General features: G+C 70.0%; 10 protein-coding genes and 3 pseudogenes. 10 read left to right on the top strand and 3 right to left on the bottom strand.

Features of this window, described 5'->3' with window-relative positions:
* Positions 1-478 precede the first annotated feature (478 nt).
* Positions 479-607, top strand: coding sequence for a hypothetical protein (locus BIV24_RS35725; RefSeq protein WP_342745284.1), 129 nt, complete (start codon positions 479-481; stop codon positions 605-607).
* Positions 608-732: 125 nt separating this feature from the next.
* Here BIV24_RS35725 and BIV24_RS26480 read toward each other — a convergent pair whose 3' ends face one another.
* A complete protein-coding gene (locus tag BIV24_RS26480; protein WP_071368974.1) occupies positions 733-1,401 on the bottom strand; it encodes a TetR family transcriptional regulator in 669 nt (222 codons plus the stop codon).
* A gap of 163 nt (positions 1,402-1,564) precedes the next feature.
* On the opposite strand from BIV24_RS26480, the gene BIV24_RS26475 reads away from it, so the two are divergent.
* Entirely contained in the window at positions 1,565-2,350 is a 786-nt protein-coding gene (locus tag BIV24_RS26475; protein WP_071368973.1) for an SDR family NAD(P)-dependent oxidoreductase, read from the top strand.
* Positions 2,351-2,678: 328 nt separating this feature from the next.
* Here the strand turns inward: BIV24_RS26475 and BIV24_RS26470 are convergent, their stop codons facing one another.
* Positions 2,679-4,187 (bottom strand): S8 family peptidase, encoded by a 1,509-nt coding sequence (locus BIV24_RS26470; RefSeq protein WP_071368972.1) that lies wholly within the window; start codon positions 4,185-4,187, stop codon positions 2,679-2,681.
* A 756-nt stretch (positions 4,188-4,943) separates the two neighbouring features.
* Here BIV24_RS26470 and BIV24_RS35720 point away from each other — a divergent pair.
* The 3 genes and pseudogenes from BIV24_RS35720 to BIV24_RS36140 form a co-directional block, all read left to right on the top strand.
* A pseudogene (locus BIV24_RS35720) lies at positions 4,944-5,162 on the top strand (FAD-dependent oxidoreductase); the annotation flags it as partial.
* On the top strand, positions 5,159-6,988 hold the full coding sequence (locus BIV24_RS26460) for a thiamine pyrophosphate-binding protein (protein ID WP_071368970.1): 1,830 nt from the start codon (positions 5,159-5,161) through the stop codon (positions 6,986-6,988). The pseudogene BIV24_RS35720 and the gene BIV24_RS26460, both read left to right, overlap by 4 nt.
* A gap of 31 nt (positions 6,989-7,019) precedes the next feature.
* Positions 7,020-7,154, top strand: a pseudogene (locus BIV24_RS36140) (AidA/PixA family protein); the annotation flags it as partial.
* A 122-nt stretch (positions 7,155-7,276) separates the two neighbouring features.
* On the opposite strand, the gene BIV24_RS26455 reads toward BIV24_RS36140, so the two are convergent.
* Complete coding sequence (locus BIV24_RS26455; RefSeq protein ID WP_245766948.1) at positions 7,277-8,362, bottom strand: helix-turn-helix domain-containing protein; 1,086 nt, start codon at positions 8,360-8,362, stop codon at positions 7,277-7,279.
* A gap of 265 nt (positions 8,363-8,627) precedes the next feature.
* Here BIV24_RS26455 and BIV24_RS26450 point away from each other — a divergent pair, with 265 nt between their 5' ends.
* The 5 genes and pseudogenes from BIV24_RS26450 (at position 8,628) to BIV24_RS26435 (ending at position 16,615) form a co-directional block, all read left to right on the top strand.
* A complete protein-coding gene (locus tag BIV24_RS26450; RefSeq protein WP_177198827.1) occupies positions 8,628-12,926 on the top strand; it encodes a S8 family serine peptidase in 4,299 nt (1,432 codons plus the stop codon).
* A gap of 282 nt (positions 12,927-13,208) precedes the next feature.
* Entirely contained in the window at positions 13,209-14,012 is an 804-nt protein-coding gene (locus tag BIV24_RS26445; RefSeq protein ID WP_071368968.1) for an SAM-dependent methyltransferase, read from the top strand.
* Positions 14,013-14,069: 57 nt separating this feature from the next.
* A pseudogene (locus BIV24_RS32535) lies at positions 14,070-14,209 on the top strand (IS5/IS1182 family transposase); the annotation flags it as partial.
* A 185-nt stretch (positions 14,210-14,394) separates the two neighbouring features.
* On the top strand, positions 14,395-15,669 hold the full coding sequence (locus BIV24_RS26440; RefSeq protein ID WP_071368967.1) for a glycoside hydrolase family 3 N-terminal domain-containing protein: 1,275 nt from the start codon (positions 14,395-14,397) through the stop codon (positions 15,667-15,669).
* Between the two features lie 139 nt (positions 15,670-15,808).
* Positions 15,809-16,615: an alpha/beta fold hydrolase gene (locus BIV24_RS26435; RefSeq protein ID WP_071368966.1), complete on the top strand. Its 807-nt coding sequence runs from the start codon at positions 15,809-15,811 to the stop codon at positions 16,613-16,615.
* Positions 16,616-16,929: the final 314 nt, after the last annotated feature.

The following is a 16,929-nucleotide window of genomic DNA, read 5'->3' as shown; positions in this document are numbered from 1 at the left end:
CTGTTCCTCCCCCCGGGAGGCCCCCGCCCCCCGCGCATGACATCCCGGCTATTTCAGAGCTGACTTGAACAACTCGCCCTGGCGGCAGCAGACTCGCATGTCCTGCCAGACCCTCGAGGTGCGCGGGAACCCGTGGAAACCGCGGGTGCTCCCTCGCACCCAAGGCCCCCTCTCGGGCTCCAAGAACTGATCACGCCCACGTCTGGCGCCGGGGACGCGACTGCTGGCTTTCCGTAGCGCCGGACCTATAGATCATTATCGGTCGCCTCGGGTCCGAACACCTGAAGCACGGTCAATCTAGACCATCGGGGCCGGTATGAAGAGGGGATGTGTGTAATTTGTGTTTAAGCTTTGAGGCTGGATCCACCGATCGGGGACCGCCTACGGGTGCCTTGACGCCACCGCGCGCTCCAGCAGCTCGTCCGGCCGCCGGGCGCGACTTCTGCGCGGTAGTGATCGGGACCAGGTCGTCGGCGCCGTGACGTTCGACTTCGCCAACGGCAGGATCGCGACCGTGCGCGGTATCGCTGCCACCACCCGCCTCGCCCGCCTCGTCGAAGTCTGGCGGCAGCACGAACCGGACACGCCGCGCATCACCCAGTGGTGATGCGCCCGCGTTTCATAGGTGGTCGCCTGTGAAGCACCGCGTCAACACCGTTGCGTTTGATGGAGACGTCGCAGGTCGAGGGGACTCACAACCCGCTCACGGACGTAAAGCAATGGTGTTGACTCCTAGGCCCCCCGCGACCTCCGGGCCCCGTCGTCCTGCGGTCCCAACAGTCGCATCCCGCCCATGAGTTCGCTCAGGCAGCGCACCGCGAGAACGGCGGGGGAGCCCGGTCCCTCGGCCCCCGCCTCGGTACCGGCCCAGGTCTCCAGCGCGATCCGGATCGCGTCGGTGGCGGCGGCCGCCACGAGTCGTACCTCCAGCGGCTCCGCGTCCCCGCCCGCGAGCCGGGCGACCACCGGGACCAGTCGCTCCTCGGACTCCTGGTTCACGCGGTACCAGACCGCCCGCAGTGCCGGGTCCTTGGCGGCGGCCCGCAGCAGCCCGCGCGTGCGCAGCAGTGCCCGCGCGGCCTCCTTGTCCGGTACGGACAGCGCCTGTGCGACCGCGGCCTCCAGCGCCTGAGGGAGCGCCGCGCCCGGCTCCGTCGCCTCCAGCAGTGCCCGCCAGCGGTCGGCGCCGGCCGCGAGCAGCGGGCTCACCGCGTCCTGCTTGGAGCGGAAGTAGCGGTAGAAGGTCCGCAGTGCGACCCCCGCGCGCCGGGCGATGTCCTCGGCCGTCGTGCCGTCCGGCCCGTGCGTGGCGAAGAGCTCGGCGGCCGCGTGCGCGATGTCGAGCTGCGTGGCGGCCTTGCGGCGCTCGGTCAGGGAGGGGGAGGGCGGCTTGGTGTTCACCGCAGGTAGCCTACGCCGCGCAGCCGAGGTCGACACGTTGTGACCAAGTGGCAAAATGTGCCACCAAGGCGTAACGTGAATGACGCATCGAGAATGTCGACACCAAGAGAGTCGGCGTCACAGGGGCCGCGTTGGAGAACAGCAAGGCCGGGTTGGAGGACACATGGACCGCTACGAAGGCCGTCGCGCGCTGATCACCGGCGGTGGCTCGGGCATCGGCCAGGCCACCGTGCTGCGCATGCTCGGGGAGGGCGGCACGGTCGTGGCCGCGGACGTCAGCGAGCAGGGCCTGAAGGACACCGTCGAGCAGGCCGGCGCCCACGCGGGCCGCCTCACCACGCTCGTCGTCGACATCGCCGACGAGACCTCGGTACGCGACGGGGTCGCCGCCGCGATCGCCGCGCTCGGCGGTCTGGACGTGCTGGTCAACGCTGCTGGAATCCTGCGTTCCTCGCACACCCACACGACGAGCCTGGAGTCCTTCAACCGGATCATCCAGGTCAACCTCGTCGGCACCTTCCTGGTGATCCGCGAGTCCATCCCCGCGCTGCTGGAGGGCCGGGACGCCGCGGTCATCAACTTCAGCTCGACCTCGGCGATGTTCGCGCACCCCTACATGGCGGCGTACGCGGCGAGCAAGGGCGGCATCCAGTCCATGACGCACGCGCTCGCCAGCGAGTACGCGAAGCAGGGCATACGCTTCACCGCCGTCCAGCCCGGATCCATCTCCTCCGGCATGACCGACGGCAGCGGCGCCAGCAAGCAGAGCGCCGGCCCCGGGCTGCCCGAGGATGCCGACATGAGCCTGTTCGTGAAGCTCGCCCCGGCGCTCGGCCAGGGCTTCGCCGGCCCCGAGACGGTGGCGTCCGTGGTCGCGATGCTCGGCTCCGAGGACGGCAGGTTCATCACCGGCACCGAGGTCCGCATCGACGGCGGCACCCACTTCTGACGGCGGCGTCCCCGACGACGTACGGCCGGGGCACTCGCACGGCGTACGACGACCGCCCTAGGCTCTGTGGCCGGAAAGGTTTGCCGGGAAGCTCGCGGCGTCCGGTGCTGGGGGAACCTCCCACGCCCTTCAGGCGGTGGGGGAGCATCGCAAGGCGGAGCACCACCCGCGTACTGGACGTACTCGGGTGATGCGACCACGCGGCGGTGGGGGCCCCTCCCGCGCTGGGGGTCCCCCCGCTCGAGCGGAGCCGAGCGTGGGGGAGAAGCCGAGCGTGGGGGAGCCGTACCGGACGCCGCGACGCCGCTCCCTGTTGCTCCCCAGGTCGTTACTTCGTCACGGCGTTCAACGCGTTCACAATCCCCCGCCCGTAGAACCCGTTGTGGTTCTTGGACCCCTTGCACACGGCGTCGATCTTGCCGTCGGAGTCGATGTCGTACGGGTCCGTGCACGGCGTGGCGTCGGCCTCGGAGTACAGCAGGGCCTTCACCTGACCGGCGGTGGCGTGCGGGTGTGTCGACTTGATGAGGGCGGCCACCCCCGCGACGTGCGGGGACGCCATCGACGTGCCCTGCTTGTAGGCCCACTTGCCGCCGGGCATCGTGCCGAGGATCCGACCATCGGTGGCCGGCGCGGCTGGGGGCTGGTAGAGGTCCCCTCCGGGCGCGGCGACGTCGATGACACCGTGACCGTAGTTGGAGAACGACGACTTGATGCCCTTGGCACCGGTCGCGGCCACGGTCACCACACCGGGCAGCTGGGGCGGGATGTCGAAGCACTTGTGCGGGTCGATCACGCGGTCGCCCGGCGTGCTGTCGTTCGGGGAGGCGGGGTCGGTGATGGAGTCCGCGTCCAGGTCGTGGCTCTCGTTGCCCGCGGCCGCGACGTTGACCGTGCCCTTGTGCTCCGCGTACTGCGAGGCCCGGGTGATGGCGTCGACGAGCGCCTTCTGGTCGGCGTCGTCGAGGCAGTTGAAGTTCCAGGGGTCGGTGTAATAGCTGTTGTTGGTGACGTCCACGTGGTGCTCGGCCGCCCAGACGAAGCCGCAGACCACGGCCTCGGTGTAGACGTAGTCCTCCGGGTTGGACACCTTGATGCCGGCGACCTGCACGCCGGGTGCGACGCCGGTCATGCCGATGCCGTTCTTGGCGGCCGCGATCTCACCCGCGACATGCGTGCCGTGGGCGCTCCCCGACGACACGCCGGGCCGCCAGGCGCCGTCGGCGGTGTTCGGCTTGCCCGACACGCAGTTGACGGACGCGTCGCGGTTGAAGTTCGGCGCGAGGTCGGGGTGGGTGTCGTCGACGCCGGTGTCGATGACGGCGACCGTGACGTCGTGGCTGCCGAGCGTCTTCTCGTGCGCCTTGTCCGCCTTGATGGCGGGCAGGTCCCACTGCAACGACTCCAGCGGGTCCTGGCCGGTGGCCGCCTGGGCGCTCGCGACCTCCTCGGCGGTGAGCACCTTCGGCGCGCCCATGTCAGTCGTCGACTGCGTGGCGAGGGGCGCGGTGCGGGTAGCACCGGCCGACCGCACGCCCGGAACCTCGCGGATGGTCCGTGCGAAGTCGGGGTTCGAGGAGTGGACGACGATCACGCCGATCTGGTCGTACGCGATCGTGATCGTGCCGCCCGCGTCGGCGATGGCCTTCTTCACCGTCGCGGACCGGCCTTGTCCGGTAGCGACGTTGACGATGTAGCTGAGGGAGGTAGCGGCGGCCGTCGGGGCCGGCTCGGCCGCCGACGCCGTGATGTTGGGCAGGAGGGTGAAGGTGGTCGCCATGGCCATTCCCAGCGGAAGGGCGACGAGACGACGGGAACGCTTGCGCGGCGCTGTCATAGAGCTCTCCAGTTGGTTCGCGGTACGGGTGGTATGACGCGAGCGGAGGCGCAACAAGTTGATCGACGGGGGTACTTGACGGCTCGCAGGGCTTTGACGACGCAGGAGCCGTAGAGCCCGTTCACGCGCTTGCCGCCCGTGCAGGTCGAGTCCACGACCCCGTCGCCGATGTATGGGTAGGGGCCCTTCGGGCAGCCCGGGTTGTCCGCCTGGGGCCGTCAGGACAGGAAGCACCCGCCGAGGCCCCCCTCACCCGACGGTCAACCGATGTCGATCGGGCGCACGTTGGCCGATTGCAAATGCCAACGCCTTGGGTAAGTCGATCAGTTGTGGGAGTCGGCTGACGGCCTTCTGTCGGATCGGTCGGTGGGGTCGACACATCCTTGCCCCGAGAATTTCACATTCCACGAGCGAATTGTTCTTTCAATTACCCCCCAGCTTCCCTTCCGCTCCTCAAGGATCTCCCGTATTCGTGCCGAAAATCCGAACAGTTCGAAATTGCGTCACCCAGTCCTCTCGGCAGTTTTAGGACTTTGTTCCCAGGGCGAACCGCGAAACGTTTCGGCATATCTACGATCGTGGGCTATGACCGACACTTCACGGGGCAACTCCGCCACCCGTGCCCGCTGGCAGACCTGTCTCAGGCTCGCCCGTGAACTCCTCGTCGTCGGACCCGACGGCAAGGACCTCAAGCTCGAATATCCGCACACCCTGATAGACACGGGCTGCCTCGGGCCCATCCGTCACCCGCGCAGGAAGATGACCGGCTTCCACCTGGACGTCTCCCGGCCCGAGGGGCCGGCGCACTTCGCCGGCGAGCACACATCCCTCAAGCACGCCTGGATCGAGGGCGCCCTGGAGAGCGCCGTCCGCGCCGCCTTCGCCGTCCACCAGGTCCCGCCGGTCACCGACAGGGAAGGCCCGGGTCCGGACCAGGACGCCTCGGGCGCGGACCGGCAGGGGGAGTCCTCGTGAGCGCGATCAACTCCACTGGCACGGTCGCCCGCTATCTTGCACTGCGGCTGGCCGAGTTGGGCATCACCCATCTGTTCGGCGTCCCCGGCAACCACCTCGGCCCGTTCCTCGCCACCCTGCGGGCCGAAGGCGACATCGAGTGGGTCGGCACTCCGACCGAGGGAGGCGCGGGTCAGGCAGCCGACGCCTACGCCCGCATTCACGGCGTGGGCGCGGCGGCGGTGACGTACAGCGTGGGCGCGTTCAATCTGCTCAACGCCTGCGGCGGCGCGTACGTCGAGCAGGTCCCGCTCATCGCCGTAAACGCCTGCCCGCCGTACGAGCAGTGGCAGAACTTCCGTGCCGTCGGCCTGCTCACCTCGCACCTGAGCCCCCGCGCGGAGAGCAACCTGGACGTCTACCGGCAGGTCACCGTGAACGCGCAGGTCATCTCCCACCCGGGCCTGGCGCCCGCCCAGATCGACGCCGCGCTCACCGCGTGCATTTCCGAGCGCAGGCCGGTCTACCTGGAGGTCATGGAAGACCTGTGGGACGAGCCCTGCCCCGACCCGACGGAGCCGATCGTCCGCCGCGAACGGCCGTTCAGCGAACGCAACCAGGCCATGCTGGAGAACGCTGTGCACGCGATCCTCACCCTGATCGAGGAGCACCCCGGCCCGGATGGCAGGCCCCGCCCGATCGTGTGGCCCGGAGAGGAGATCGACCGGTACCGGCTCGGCGGGGAGCTCATCGACCTGGTGGAGGCCACCGGCGTACCGTTCTGCACGACTGTCGGCGCCAAGGCCGTCGTGGACGAGGACCTGCCGCAGTTCCACGGCGTCTACAACGGCAAGGCCAGCCACCCGGACGTGCACGCGATCTTCAAGGACTGGGCCACCTGCCGGATCGGGCTCGGGGCCTGGTCCACGTCGAAGAACCTCGAAGGCGAGCAGAGCATCGGCACCGACTGGGTGATGGCGGCGCACGGCGGCGTCAGCGTCGGCACCTCCTACTTTCCCGACGTCCAGCTCGTGCACCTGCTGCCCGCCCTCCAGGACGCGCTGGTGAAGGCCTACGGCTCCGGGGGCCTGTCCGCCGACTACTACGCCGAGTCCTACAGCTACCAGGGAGCGAGGGACGATCGGCCCGCCGGCCTGGCGCAGTACCGCGCGGCGCTGAGCGTCAGCGGCGCGCGGTCCCGGCATGCCGAACGACTCGAGTACGACGCCGTGTTCGACCGGATCAACCACTTTCTGGGCCAGGAGACCACGGAGAACTGGACGGTCGTGTCCGACGCCGCGTTCTCCCTCATCGGCTCGATGAACCTGTCCCTGCCCGCGGGCGGCTTCCTGTCCCAGGTCAGCTGGCTGTCCATCGGCTGGTCGGTCGGCGCCGCCACCGGCGCCGCGCTCGCCCCCGAACGCGAGGGCGCCCGCCCGATGGTGTTCGTCGGCGACGGCTCCTTCCAGGAGACCTGCCAGGAGATCTCCACCCACACCCGGCTCGGGCTGCGCTCGGTGGTGTTCGTCCTGGACAACGAGCACTTCTACGGCATCGAGCAGATGCTGGTGCACCCGGCCTACTACGCCGGACAGGATCCCGTCGAGCCGGATCCCTACAACGTCCTGCACCCCTGGCACTACGACCGCCTCGCGGCCGTCTTCGCCGGCAGGGACACCCCGGCGAGCGGCCTCAGCATCGCCCACCCCGCGGAGCTGGACGACCTGCTGGCCCGCCTCACCGACCCGCACGATCCGGTCAACGACGGACCCCTCCTGGTCCGCGTCCGCCTGCACCGGCACGACTATCCGCGGGCCATGGCCTACAAGGTGCCGAAATCCTCGTAGCCGGAAGTCTCGAACTCCAAGGGGGCAAGAAATGGCTGATCTGAACGTACTGATCGCCTTCGACGCGGCCGCGATCGTCGAGCAGAATCCCAACGCGTCGCGGAATCCCGACGCACCGACCTACGTCGACCACAACTTGATCCAGTTGGAGACACGGACCCGTAGAACATGGACGACCTCGACGGCACCCGGCTGCTCATTCATCCGACCTATTGGTGGAGTTGCCCCGGTCCTGCACCGCTCCGCGGATCGCTCGTCCCTCTCCCGCGCCGGGCAACCGGACTTGGGCTACAGCCAGCCCCGGCGGGCCGCCTGGATTCCCGCCTGGAAACGGTTGCTCGCGGACAGTTGGTCGAACAGCCGGCGGGTGCGGCGGCGCATGGTGCGGGTGGACAGACCCAGGCGGCGGGCGATCGCGGCGTCGGTCATTCCGCTGGCCAGTAACGCGACCAGGGCACGGTCCGCCTCGTCCGGGCCGTCAGGGTCCGGGCCGGCGGGATCCGGGCCGCCTGCCGGGTGCGGCCCACCGGCCGTAGGCTGCCCACCGTGCATGAGGGGCAGCGCCCGTTCCCAGTAGCACTCGAAGAGGTCGATCAGCGCGTCCAGCAGGGTCGACTCCCGAACGAGCAGGGCACGGGAGGTGCCCAGGTCCAGGCTGAGCGGCAGCAGCGCCACCTGGCGGTCGGCGATCGCCAGCTTCATCGGGAGGTCCGGCAGCACCCGGCTCTCCTCGCCGAGCGCCGCCAGCCTCTCGATCTCCTCCAACGCGCCCGGAACCTCCAAGGCTTCCGGGGTGTAGATCCCCCGCCACCGCACCCCGCCGGCCAGGCTGGCCGGCTCGATCGGGTTGCTCTGCGCCAGCGCGTACGGCGGCCGGTCCAGTACCAGCATCTCCACCTGGACCTGGTGCTGGAGCCGGACGAACCAGCGGCCCAGCGACTGGGGTCCCTCCAGCAGTTCCACGGCACCGCCCCGGCCGTCCCCGCGTTGTACCGAGTGGAACAGCGACGACAGTTCCATCGCGGTGGTGCGCACCGCCTCCAACTGCGTGGTGCGGTGGCGTACCAGGGTTTCCACCGCCGCGTCCGGCTCGATGGCGGTGTAGCGCCGTCGCCGTCCGGACAGCCGGCTCACCAGTCCCTGATGCCGAAGCCGGGTGAGCGCGCGGTCCACTCGGTCAGTGGGGAAGCCCAGATCCCTGCCCAACTCAGCGGGGGTCGCGTCGCGATACCCGAGCAGCGTCCGGTAGACACCCTCGTCGAACCGGGGTACTCCGACAGCCCTCAGGCTGCCGCCATCGTCGGGTTCTTCCACGCCACCCTCCCGGACACCACCACGACCGTGCTCGAAGCCCGCCTCGACGAGGCCGGCCACGGCACCAACCCGCGCGCGGCCCGTCGACGGTCACGCCCCGTTCACGTCGTCCCGGCGACAGGTGCGGCCCCGTCAGGGCCGGACCATCGGCGCTGCGTCGGGGCCACCGGCCACTTTCCCCGCAGCTTCCTTGAGTTGCCGCACATGATCGTGGCCTATGAGTGCCAATGGCCGCAAGGGGACTTCCCCAGCGTTGCCGATCACACCGGTGGCTCGCTACGACTGGACCATGCGCCTCTCACGAAGACGAACTGCCTTGCTGGCCATGGCCTTTGCTGTGGCCTTGAGCGGGCTTGCCACCGAAGGCATCCCCCGAGCATCCGCCACCACCGAAAGCGCCACCGAGCGGGTCCTGGTACGACTCGACGGCGGCCCCGCCCTCCAGTCGGTGGACCCGGCGCGGATCGACACCCGCGGTGAGGTCTCCGCCTCCGCGGTGCGAGAGGTACGGGAACGGCGTGCCGAACTGCGCACCGCCCAGACCCGGTTCCTCACCGCCGTGCGGGATGCGGGGATCGAGGCCACCCCCCGGGCCCGGCTCACCGGGCTGGTCAACGGCGTGGCCCTCACCGTGTCACCGGCCGACCGGAGCCGGCTGGCCGACCTGCCCGGGGTTTCCGCGGTACTCGACGACACCCGGATGCGGGCCAGCACGGACACCAGCGTCGACCTGATCGGCGCCTCGAAGGTCTGGCAGCGCAAGGACCCCAGCGGCACTGGAGCCCGCGGCGCGGGCACCACCATCGCCGTGATCGACACCGGCGTCGACTACAGCCACCCCGACCTGGGCGGCGGCTTCGGCCCGGACCACAAGGTGGTCGGCGGGCACGACTTCGTCAACGACGACGACGATCCGACGGACGACAACGGTCACGGTACGCACGTCGCCGGCATCATCGCGGCCGACGGACAGCGACCGGACGGGGTGCTCGGCGTCGCCCCCGACGCGCAGCTCACCGCGTACAAAGTGCTGGACGCCGACGGATCCGGCTACACCTCGGACATCATCGCCGGCCTGGAGGCGGCGGTGGACCCCGGCAACCCGCACCGCGCCGACGTGGTCAACATGAGCCTGGGCGGTCCGGGCGACGGCACCGACCCCCTGGGCCGGGCCGCGACCGCCGCCAGCAAACTGGGCGTTGTGGTCGTCGCCGCGGCCGGGAACAGCGGTCCCGGTGCCGGCACCGTGGGCACCCCGGCCGTCGCCGACGGCGTGCTCTCGGTCGGCGCCTCCACCAGCGGGCTCACCCTGCCCACCGCCCACATGGTCACCCCGCGCCGGGAGCTGCTCCAGACCTACCGCGCGCCGTACTCGGCCAACCCGCCCCAGAAGCCGGTGACCGGCGAGCTGGTCGACGTCGGCGACGGCACCGCGCAGGACTACGACCGGGCCGGCGACGTGACGGGCAAGGTGGTCGCCTACCGCGCACTGCTGCCGCAGAGCATGCGGGACGTCCGACTACAACTGCTGGAGCAGGCGCGGCTCGCCGAGGAGCGCGGCGCGATCGCCCTGCTCGGGTACACCGCCTCCAGCGGCGGCCCGGTGCTGGCCCCACAGCGCGCCGAGGCGGGCACCGGGGACCTGGACACGCCCGGCACCGTACGGGTCGACCTGGGCGCCCGGCAGTCCGGGGACAGCTTCCGGATGGACAAGATCGTGGTCCTGGGTCTGGCCGAGACGCAGTGGCCGGAGCTGAGCGCCGCCCTGGCCAAGGGGAAGGTGGAGATATCCCTCTCCGGCCAGGATGTGACCGATCAGATCGCCTCGTTCAGCTCGCGCGGTCCTGGCCCCCACTTCCAGCTGGAGCCCGACCTGGTGGCGCCCGGGGTGGACATCCGCTCCACCTGGCCGAAGGAGCAGTGGGAGCCCGGAAGTTACCGGCTCTCCGGCACCAGCATGGCGGCCCCGCACGCCGCGGCCTCCGCCGCCCTGCTGCGCCAACTGGACCCCAGCGCCTCCGCGGAGGAGATCCGTGCCCGGCTGATCGGCTCGGCCACCTCGGTCGAGGGTGCCCCGACGACCGCGCAGGGCGCCGGCCGGCTGGATGTTGCGGACGCCGCCGACGCCACCGTCACCGCTTCCCCGACCTCACTCTCGCTGGGTCTGGCGGACCTCTCCCGGGACCGGGTCAGCCGCAGTGGCGAGGTCGCCCTGCACAACTCCTCCGACCGGTCGACGACGCTGCGGCTGAGCACCCGGACGGCCGGGAAGGACGCGGGCGACGCCGGCGTCAGCCCGGCCCGGGTGACCATCCCGGCCGGCGGCACCCGGTCGGTCACCGTGCGGGTGTCCGGCGACGTCGGCACCAGCGCCGACCGCGACCTCGCCGGCTGGCTGGTCGCCGCCCCGGAGCGGGCCGGCGAGCCCAGCCTGCGGGTGCCCTACCTGCTGGCGGTCCGGCCGCTGGTGGTGCAGACCTCACCGGATCCCAGTGATGGTGACTCCACCGCGTTCATCTTCAGCCGCACCCCGCTCGCCGGCCCCCCGACCGTGACCGTGACACCCCCGCAAGGCCGTCCGGTCGAGAGCGTGGCCAAGCGCGACCACGGCAACTGGTACCGGGCGCGGCTCGACGGCGACCGCGCGGGCACGTACACCGTCTCGGTGCGCGCCGAGGCCGAAAGCGGCGAGCGGCTGCGCGGCGGTTCCGCCTTCGAGGCACTGCCGGAGGACAACCGGCCCGGCGGCCGGCGGTGGGAGCCCATCGGGCCGAACGGCGCCGCCGGCACCATCGCGACCACGGAGGCCGACCCGTCCACCGCGGTCCTGACGCAGTACGTCAACCGGGGCCCCTGGAAGACCGACGACGCCGGAGCGACCTGGCGGCAGCTCTCCCGGCTGCCGGTGGCGAACGGCACCGGCTCCGCGCTGGTCGATGCCCGGGATCCGGACACCCTCTGGTACGCCGTCAACGCGCAGACCGGCGGCGGGGGCGCGGTGAACAGCGTGCTCGACTACACCTACCAGGGGCAGCTCCTCCGCAGCCGCGACGGCGGACGGACCTGGCAGCGCCTGGACGTTCCCGACACCCACCTCTACGCCCTGGTCCGCGACCCCGGGTCCCGAGTGCTTGCGCTCGTCACGGCGGACGCGGTGCTGCTCAGCCACGACGGCGGCGACACCTGGACCGAGCGGCCCAACCCGCTCGGCACGGCGGTCCTGGACGCCGCGATCGGCGGTGACTCGCTCTACCTGGGCGGCTCCACCTCGGTGTGGAAGCTGCCCGGCGTGCTGGACGACCGCGAGGCACCGGCGGCGGAACGGGTGTACGACGCACCCGACGGGGAACGCCTGCGTCATCTGACCGCCGATGCGGACCTGGTCGCCGCGATCACCTACGACAAGGTCGTGGGCTCCCGGGACGGCGGCGGTCACTGGGAGGACCTGCACCGGGCGGAGAGCGGCGGATTCCAGTCGATCACCCTGCGCAAGGGCACTCTCGCCGTCTTCACCGTCGGGGCCCAGCAGCACCTCAGCCGGGATCACGGCAAGTCCTGGACGGTGGTGAACAAGCCCATCACCGGCTCGGTGATGTCCGACCTCTCGCCCTGGACCGACGACTCCCTGCTGTGGTCCGCACCGGGTGCCGGGATGTTCACCACCGGCAAGGACGGCAGCGACCCACGGCGCGTGGGGGTCCAGGGGGTCAACGCCTACGACCTGGCGGTCCTCGACACCGACCAGCCCCAACTGCTGGCCGGCACCGACTCCGAGATCTACCGCACCGCCCTGCCGACCGGACCGGTCACCCCGAAGACCGCCGAGTGGGGACTGAGCGGGTCGGAGGCCTACTTCGGACGCAAGATCGGCCAGATCGGTGTCTCGCCGAAGGACCCGGACACGGTCTGGAAGATCCGCAAGGACGCCCTCTCCAGCTTCTACGTCTACCGCAGCGGCGACGCGGGGAAGACGTGGAAGGAGCGCGCCCGGACCAACGAGACACCGCTGAACATGGCGGTGGGCCCGGTCGACGACGACCGGGTGGCCGTCACCTTCTGGAGCCTCGCCGGCCCCGGGGTCTACCGGACCCTGGACGGCGGTGAGACCTGGAAGAAGCTCTACCACGACCGGATATTCCGGGCGATCGCCACCGACCCCCGCGACCCCGACCGGCTGTGGCTGGGCGCGGCGGACGGGCTGTACCGTTCGGACGACTTCGGCGCCACCGTCACCAAGGTCGCCGACGGGGCGGTCAGCGCCATCACCCTCTCCAAGGACGGGAAACGCCTGGTGATCGGCGGCTCCACGCTCCGGGTCAGCGACGACGGCGGCGCGCACTTCCGCACCACGGACACCGGCCCCCTGCCACTCCAGGTCTCGGAGATCGTCCTCTCCCCGAAGGACCCGGACACGATCTACGCCGGCACCTCGTCGTTCACCGCGAACGACCTGGTCAAGGGCGGCCGTGGAGTGCTGCGCAGCACCAACGGCGGGCGCACTTGGACAAACGTCTCCGGTGGCCTCCAGAACCTGGACGTGATCTCGATGACCACCAGCCCTGACGGTGACTGGCTCTACGCCGGCACCAGGATGGGAGGGGTGCACCGACTGCGGACCGGCTGAGCAACCCAGGGCCCGTGGTGCGGGCGCGGCGGTCACCGTGACCGCTGCGCCCGCACCACTGTGCGCCGGCTGGCGTTGTCGCACGGCGCCACCGTGGACAAACAGTGAGCCATGGGCGCCTGATCGGTGCCGACGAACCACGTCGAGCCGATCTTGTGTCGCGCATCCCGGACGACCACGAGCCGGACGACCTCGCAGGGGAATGAATGGATGGACGAGCAAAGATGAATGACGGCAGGGGAGTTGAGCTTCCTGAGGTCCGCCGTGTGTCATGCTTCGATCATGACTGATCGAGACGACTGGGACAGCAGACTGCAGACCGATCGGCCCCACTCGGCGCGTGTGTGGGACTACCTGCTCGGCGGAAAGAACAACTACCTGGTGGACGCCCAGGCCGGCGACCTGATCCTCCAGAAATTCCCCGAGTTCGCAGCCATCGCCCGCCTACAACGGGGTTTCCTGCTACGAGCGGTGCGGTATCTGACGCGCGAGGCCGGGATCCGTCAGTTCCTCGACATCGGTACCGGGCTGCCCACCGCCAACAACACCCACGAAGTCGCCCAGGGCATCGCGCCCGACAGCAAGGTCGTCTACGTGGACAACGACCCTGTCGTCCTCGCCCACGCCAACGCGTTGCTGTCCAGTACTCCAGAAGGGAAGTGTGCCTACCTCGACGCCGATGTGCGCGATCCGCAGAAGATCCTCAGCCAGGCGGCTCACACGCTGGACTTCGACCAGCCCATCGGTCTGATGCTGCTCAACATCGTGGGGCAGATCTCGGACGAGGAGGAGCCCGAGCACATCGTGGCCGAGCTGATCGATGCATTGCCACGGGGCAGCTACGTGGCCTTGAGTGACGGCACGGCCACCAGCGAAGAACTCAAGACAGCCGTCGATGCGTATAACGCACAGTCCGTCAACACGTACCACCTGCGCTCACCCGAGCACATCGGGAGCTTTCTGCAGGGCCTGCGCCTGGTCGAACCGGGCCTGGTCAGGTCCGCCGACTGGCGCCCGGACCCCGACTGCGCGGATATCACTCACGAGCAAGGCCACGCCGTTGGGGCGGTGGGTCTGAAAGAGTAGTCCGTGTCTCCGCCGAGGTGGTCAGGCCGAGTGCGCGGGCGGCCGCCCTCTGGGTCGGTGAACGTGCAGGTGGTGACCGACCCGGCCGGACAACTGCTGTGGATCTCGCCCGCACTGCCCGGCCACGCCCACGACCTGACCGCGGCCCGCACCCACCGGATCAACCGGACTGTGAGCGCCAGGGCGTTCGGGTGCTCGTCGGCCCCCCATCACGTCGGCTCACTTCCGGCCGACTCCGAGACGCGAGACCCTGGTACTCCGACCGCGGACCGGCGAACAAATGCGGGCTGGTGCGCATCTCACGCTTCGTGAAGCCCACTTCAGGGCCATACGGCCCTCGGCGCGACGTGTACCGTCGCGTCTTCCGAAAGGAGGCGGGGCCATGAATGTCCCGTCGTACCGTGACCGCAGAAACGCGACAGCGCCGCCGTGGCTCCCTGGCCGGGCCACGACCGCACGCAGACTGAGCACCGCTGCCGCCGTGGCAGCGGTACTCCTGGCGGGCTGTGGCACGGGCACCCCCAAGGCGGCCCCGCGCTCCAGTGGCCCCGGCGTGTCCCTCGCCGCGACCGCCGCGCCTTCCCACTTCCTTTCGTCCATCGCTTCGAACCCCACCGCTGCCGCCACCACGTGCACCAACAGCACGAAGCTGGCCGGGTGGTCGAACCGCCGGCTGGCCATGCTGACCATCGCCGTCCCGGTGTCGGAGACCTCGGTGTCCGACGTCACCCCCGAGGTGAGCGCGGGTGCGGGCGGTGTGCTGCTGTTCGGCAGCAGGGCGCCGTCCGACCTCGGCTCCCGGCTGACCGCCCTGAAGTCCCATGTACCCGGCCACCTGGGCCTGTTGGTGATGACCGACGAGGAGGGCGGCGGCATCCAGCGCATGGCGAACCTCGCCGGATCCCTGCCCTGGCCCGCGTACATGGGCACGCACTGGAGCCCGGCACAGATCCAGCAGAACGTCACGAAGGTCGCCACCAAGATGGCGGCCGCCCAGGTGAACATGGACCTCGCCCCCGTGGTCGACGTCGACGGCAGGAACGTGGCCCCCGGTCGGACCAACCCCGACGGATGGCGGTCCTTCAGCGGCAGCACCTCGGTGGTCTCCAAGGATGGTGTCGCGTACATGAACGGGTTGCGCGCCGGACACGTGATACCTGTCGTCAAGCACTTCCCAGGCCTTGGCGGCTCCAGCTACAACTCCGATTTCGGCCCCGCCCGCACCCTGCCCTGGTCCACCCTGCAAAAGGTGGGCATCCCGCCGTTCACAGCGGCCATCAAGGCCGGTGCACCGGCCATCATGGTCTCCAACAACATCGTGCCGGGCCTGGGCACCAATCCGGCGAGCCTGTCACCCACCGCCATCAGCTCCGAGTTGCGCGGCAAGCTGGGATTCAAGGGGCTGGTGGTCACCGACTCGCTCAGCGCCAAGGCGGTCTCCGCCGCCGGTTTCAGTGTCCCTGCCGCCGCTGTCCAGGCCCTGCGCTCCGGTGCCGACATGGTCATGTTCGACCTGGGGGGCAATGTCAGCTCCCGAACGTCCTCGATCGCCTCGGCGATCACCAATGCGGTCGCCGGTGGACACCTCGCCCGCAGCCGTCTCATCGACGCGGCGGGGCACGTTCTGGCCGTGCGGCATGTGAATCTCTGCTCCTGAGCGCGAGCGGACCGCAACCCCTGCCTGGTGCTCGGCGGGCAGGAGCCTCATCGCGCGCATGGCCACGCAGGGAGTGAGTGTCCCCGAATCCCGAGGGACTGCAGGCAGGCGAGGGGTCCTGCTCTGCGAGGATGGCTGGGTGCCTTACTTCAACTCATATGACGGAACGACGTTGTTCTACTCGGTTACCGGGAGGGGCCCCGCGCTGGTCTGTCTGGCCGGCGGGCCTGGGGCGGACGTGCGCGACCTCGGTAGTCTCAGCGGTCTGGACGGCTTCCGCACTCTGGTGATGCTGGATGGCCGTGCCGCTGGGCGGTCTGAGGTCCCGACGGACCGTGCCAGTTGTGCTTTCACCGAGCAGGCCCGCGACCTGGAGGAACTGCGGCGGCAGCTGGAGATCGAACGCCTGGATGTGCTCGCCCACTCGGCAGGCACTCTGACCGCTCAGGCGTTCGCGGCCGACCACCCGGAGAAGTTGGGCAGACTCATACTGATCACCCCTGTCGGCCTGGTCTCCAGGGAGGTGGATGAAGCTGAGGTGACGGTGATCCGGACACGGCGTGCCGATGAGCCGGGCAGTGCCGAGGCGTTGGCGGCCGGGGCGCAGCCCTGGAGTTACGGCGCATGGTCGGATGCGACGCGCAGGCACTACGAGGCCGAAGCCACCTATCCGCAGCCGCCGTCGTGGCTGCGTGAGGCCTTCTACGTGCGCCCGGTCTCCGGAGCGGCCGCTGCAACTGCGGTCGCTCGTCGTGCTGCCGTACTCAGCCCGGTGCTGGTGGTTGCCGGTTCCGAGGACGGGGTGGCGGGTGTCAGGACGCCGCGTCGCGTCGCGTCCTGCTACCCGGTCGGCCGCTTGGAGATACTCTCCGGGTGCGGGCACTGGCCCTGGATCGACGAGCCGACGGCGTTCCGCGACCTTGTCACCGGATTCCTGGACGACTGACGGTGGCCGGAGTCTGACGAATGCGGCCCTCGACGTGTCCGCGAGTTGGAGCACATAAGCTTGACGAGCTCACGGGCGGCCAGTTCGTCGTAGGAGAAGGCGCTGCGGATGTGTGGGTCCGTCAGTTGCGGCCGGTCGGTTGTTGGGCGTTGGCGGTCAGCTGCCGGGCGGAGAGCTTGGTCGAATCCCGTGGTGTGGGCGCGGGCGGCCGTCCTGCCCGATAGTGTCCGGGCCGGGTGCGGCAGGCTAGGACCCGTTGTGATCCACTTCTGCTGATCGGCCTTCCTGCTAAGTCCGTTGCCGTCGCCCGCCCG

Source organism: Streptomyces colonosanans (assembly GCF_001866645.1).
GTDB classification, from domain to species: domain Bacteria; phylum Actinomycetota; class Actinomycetes; order Streptomycetales; family Streptomycetaceae; genus Streptomyces; species Streptomyces colonosanans.
The sequence above is the reverse complement of the archived record's forward strand: the minus strand, read 5'-3'. Positions and strand labels throughout refer to the sequence as shown.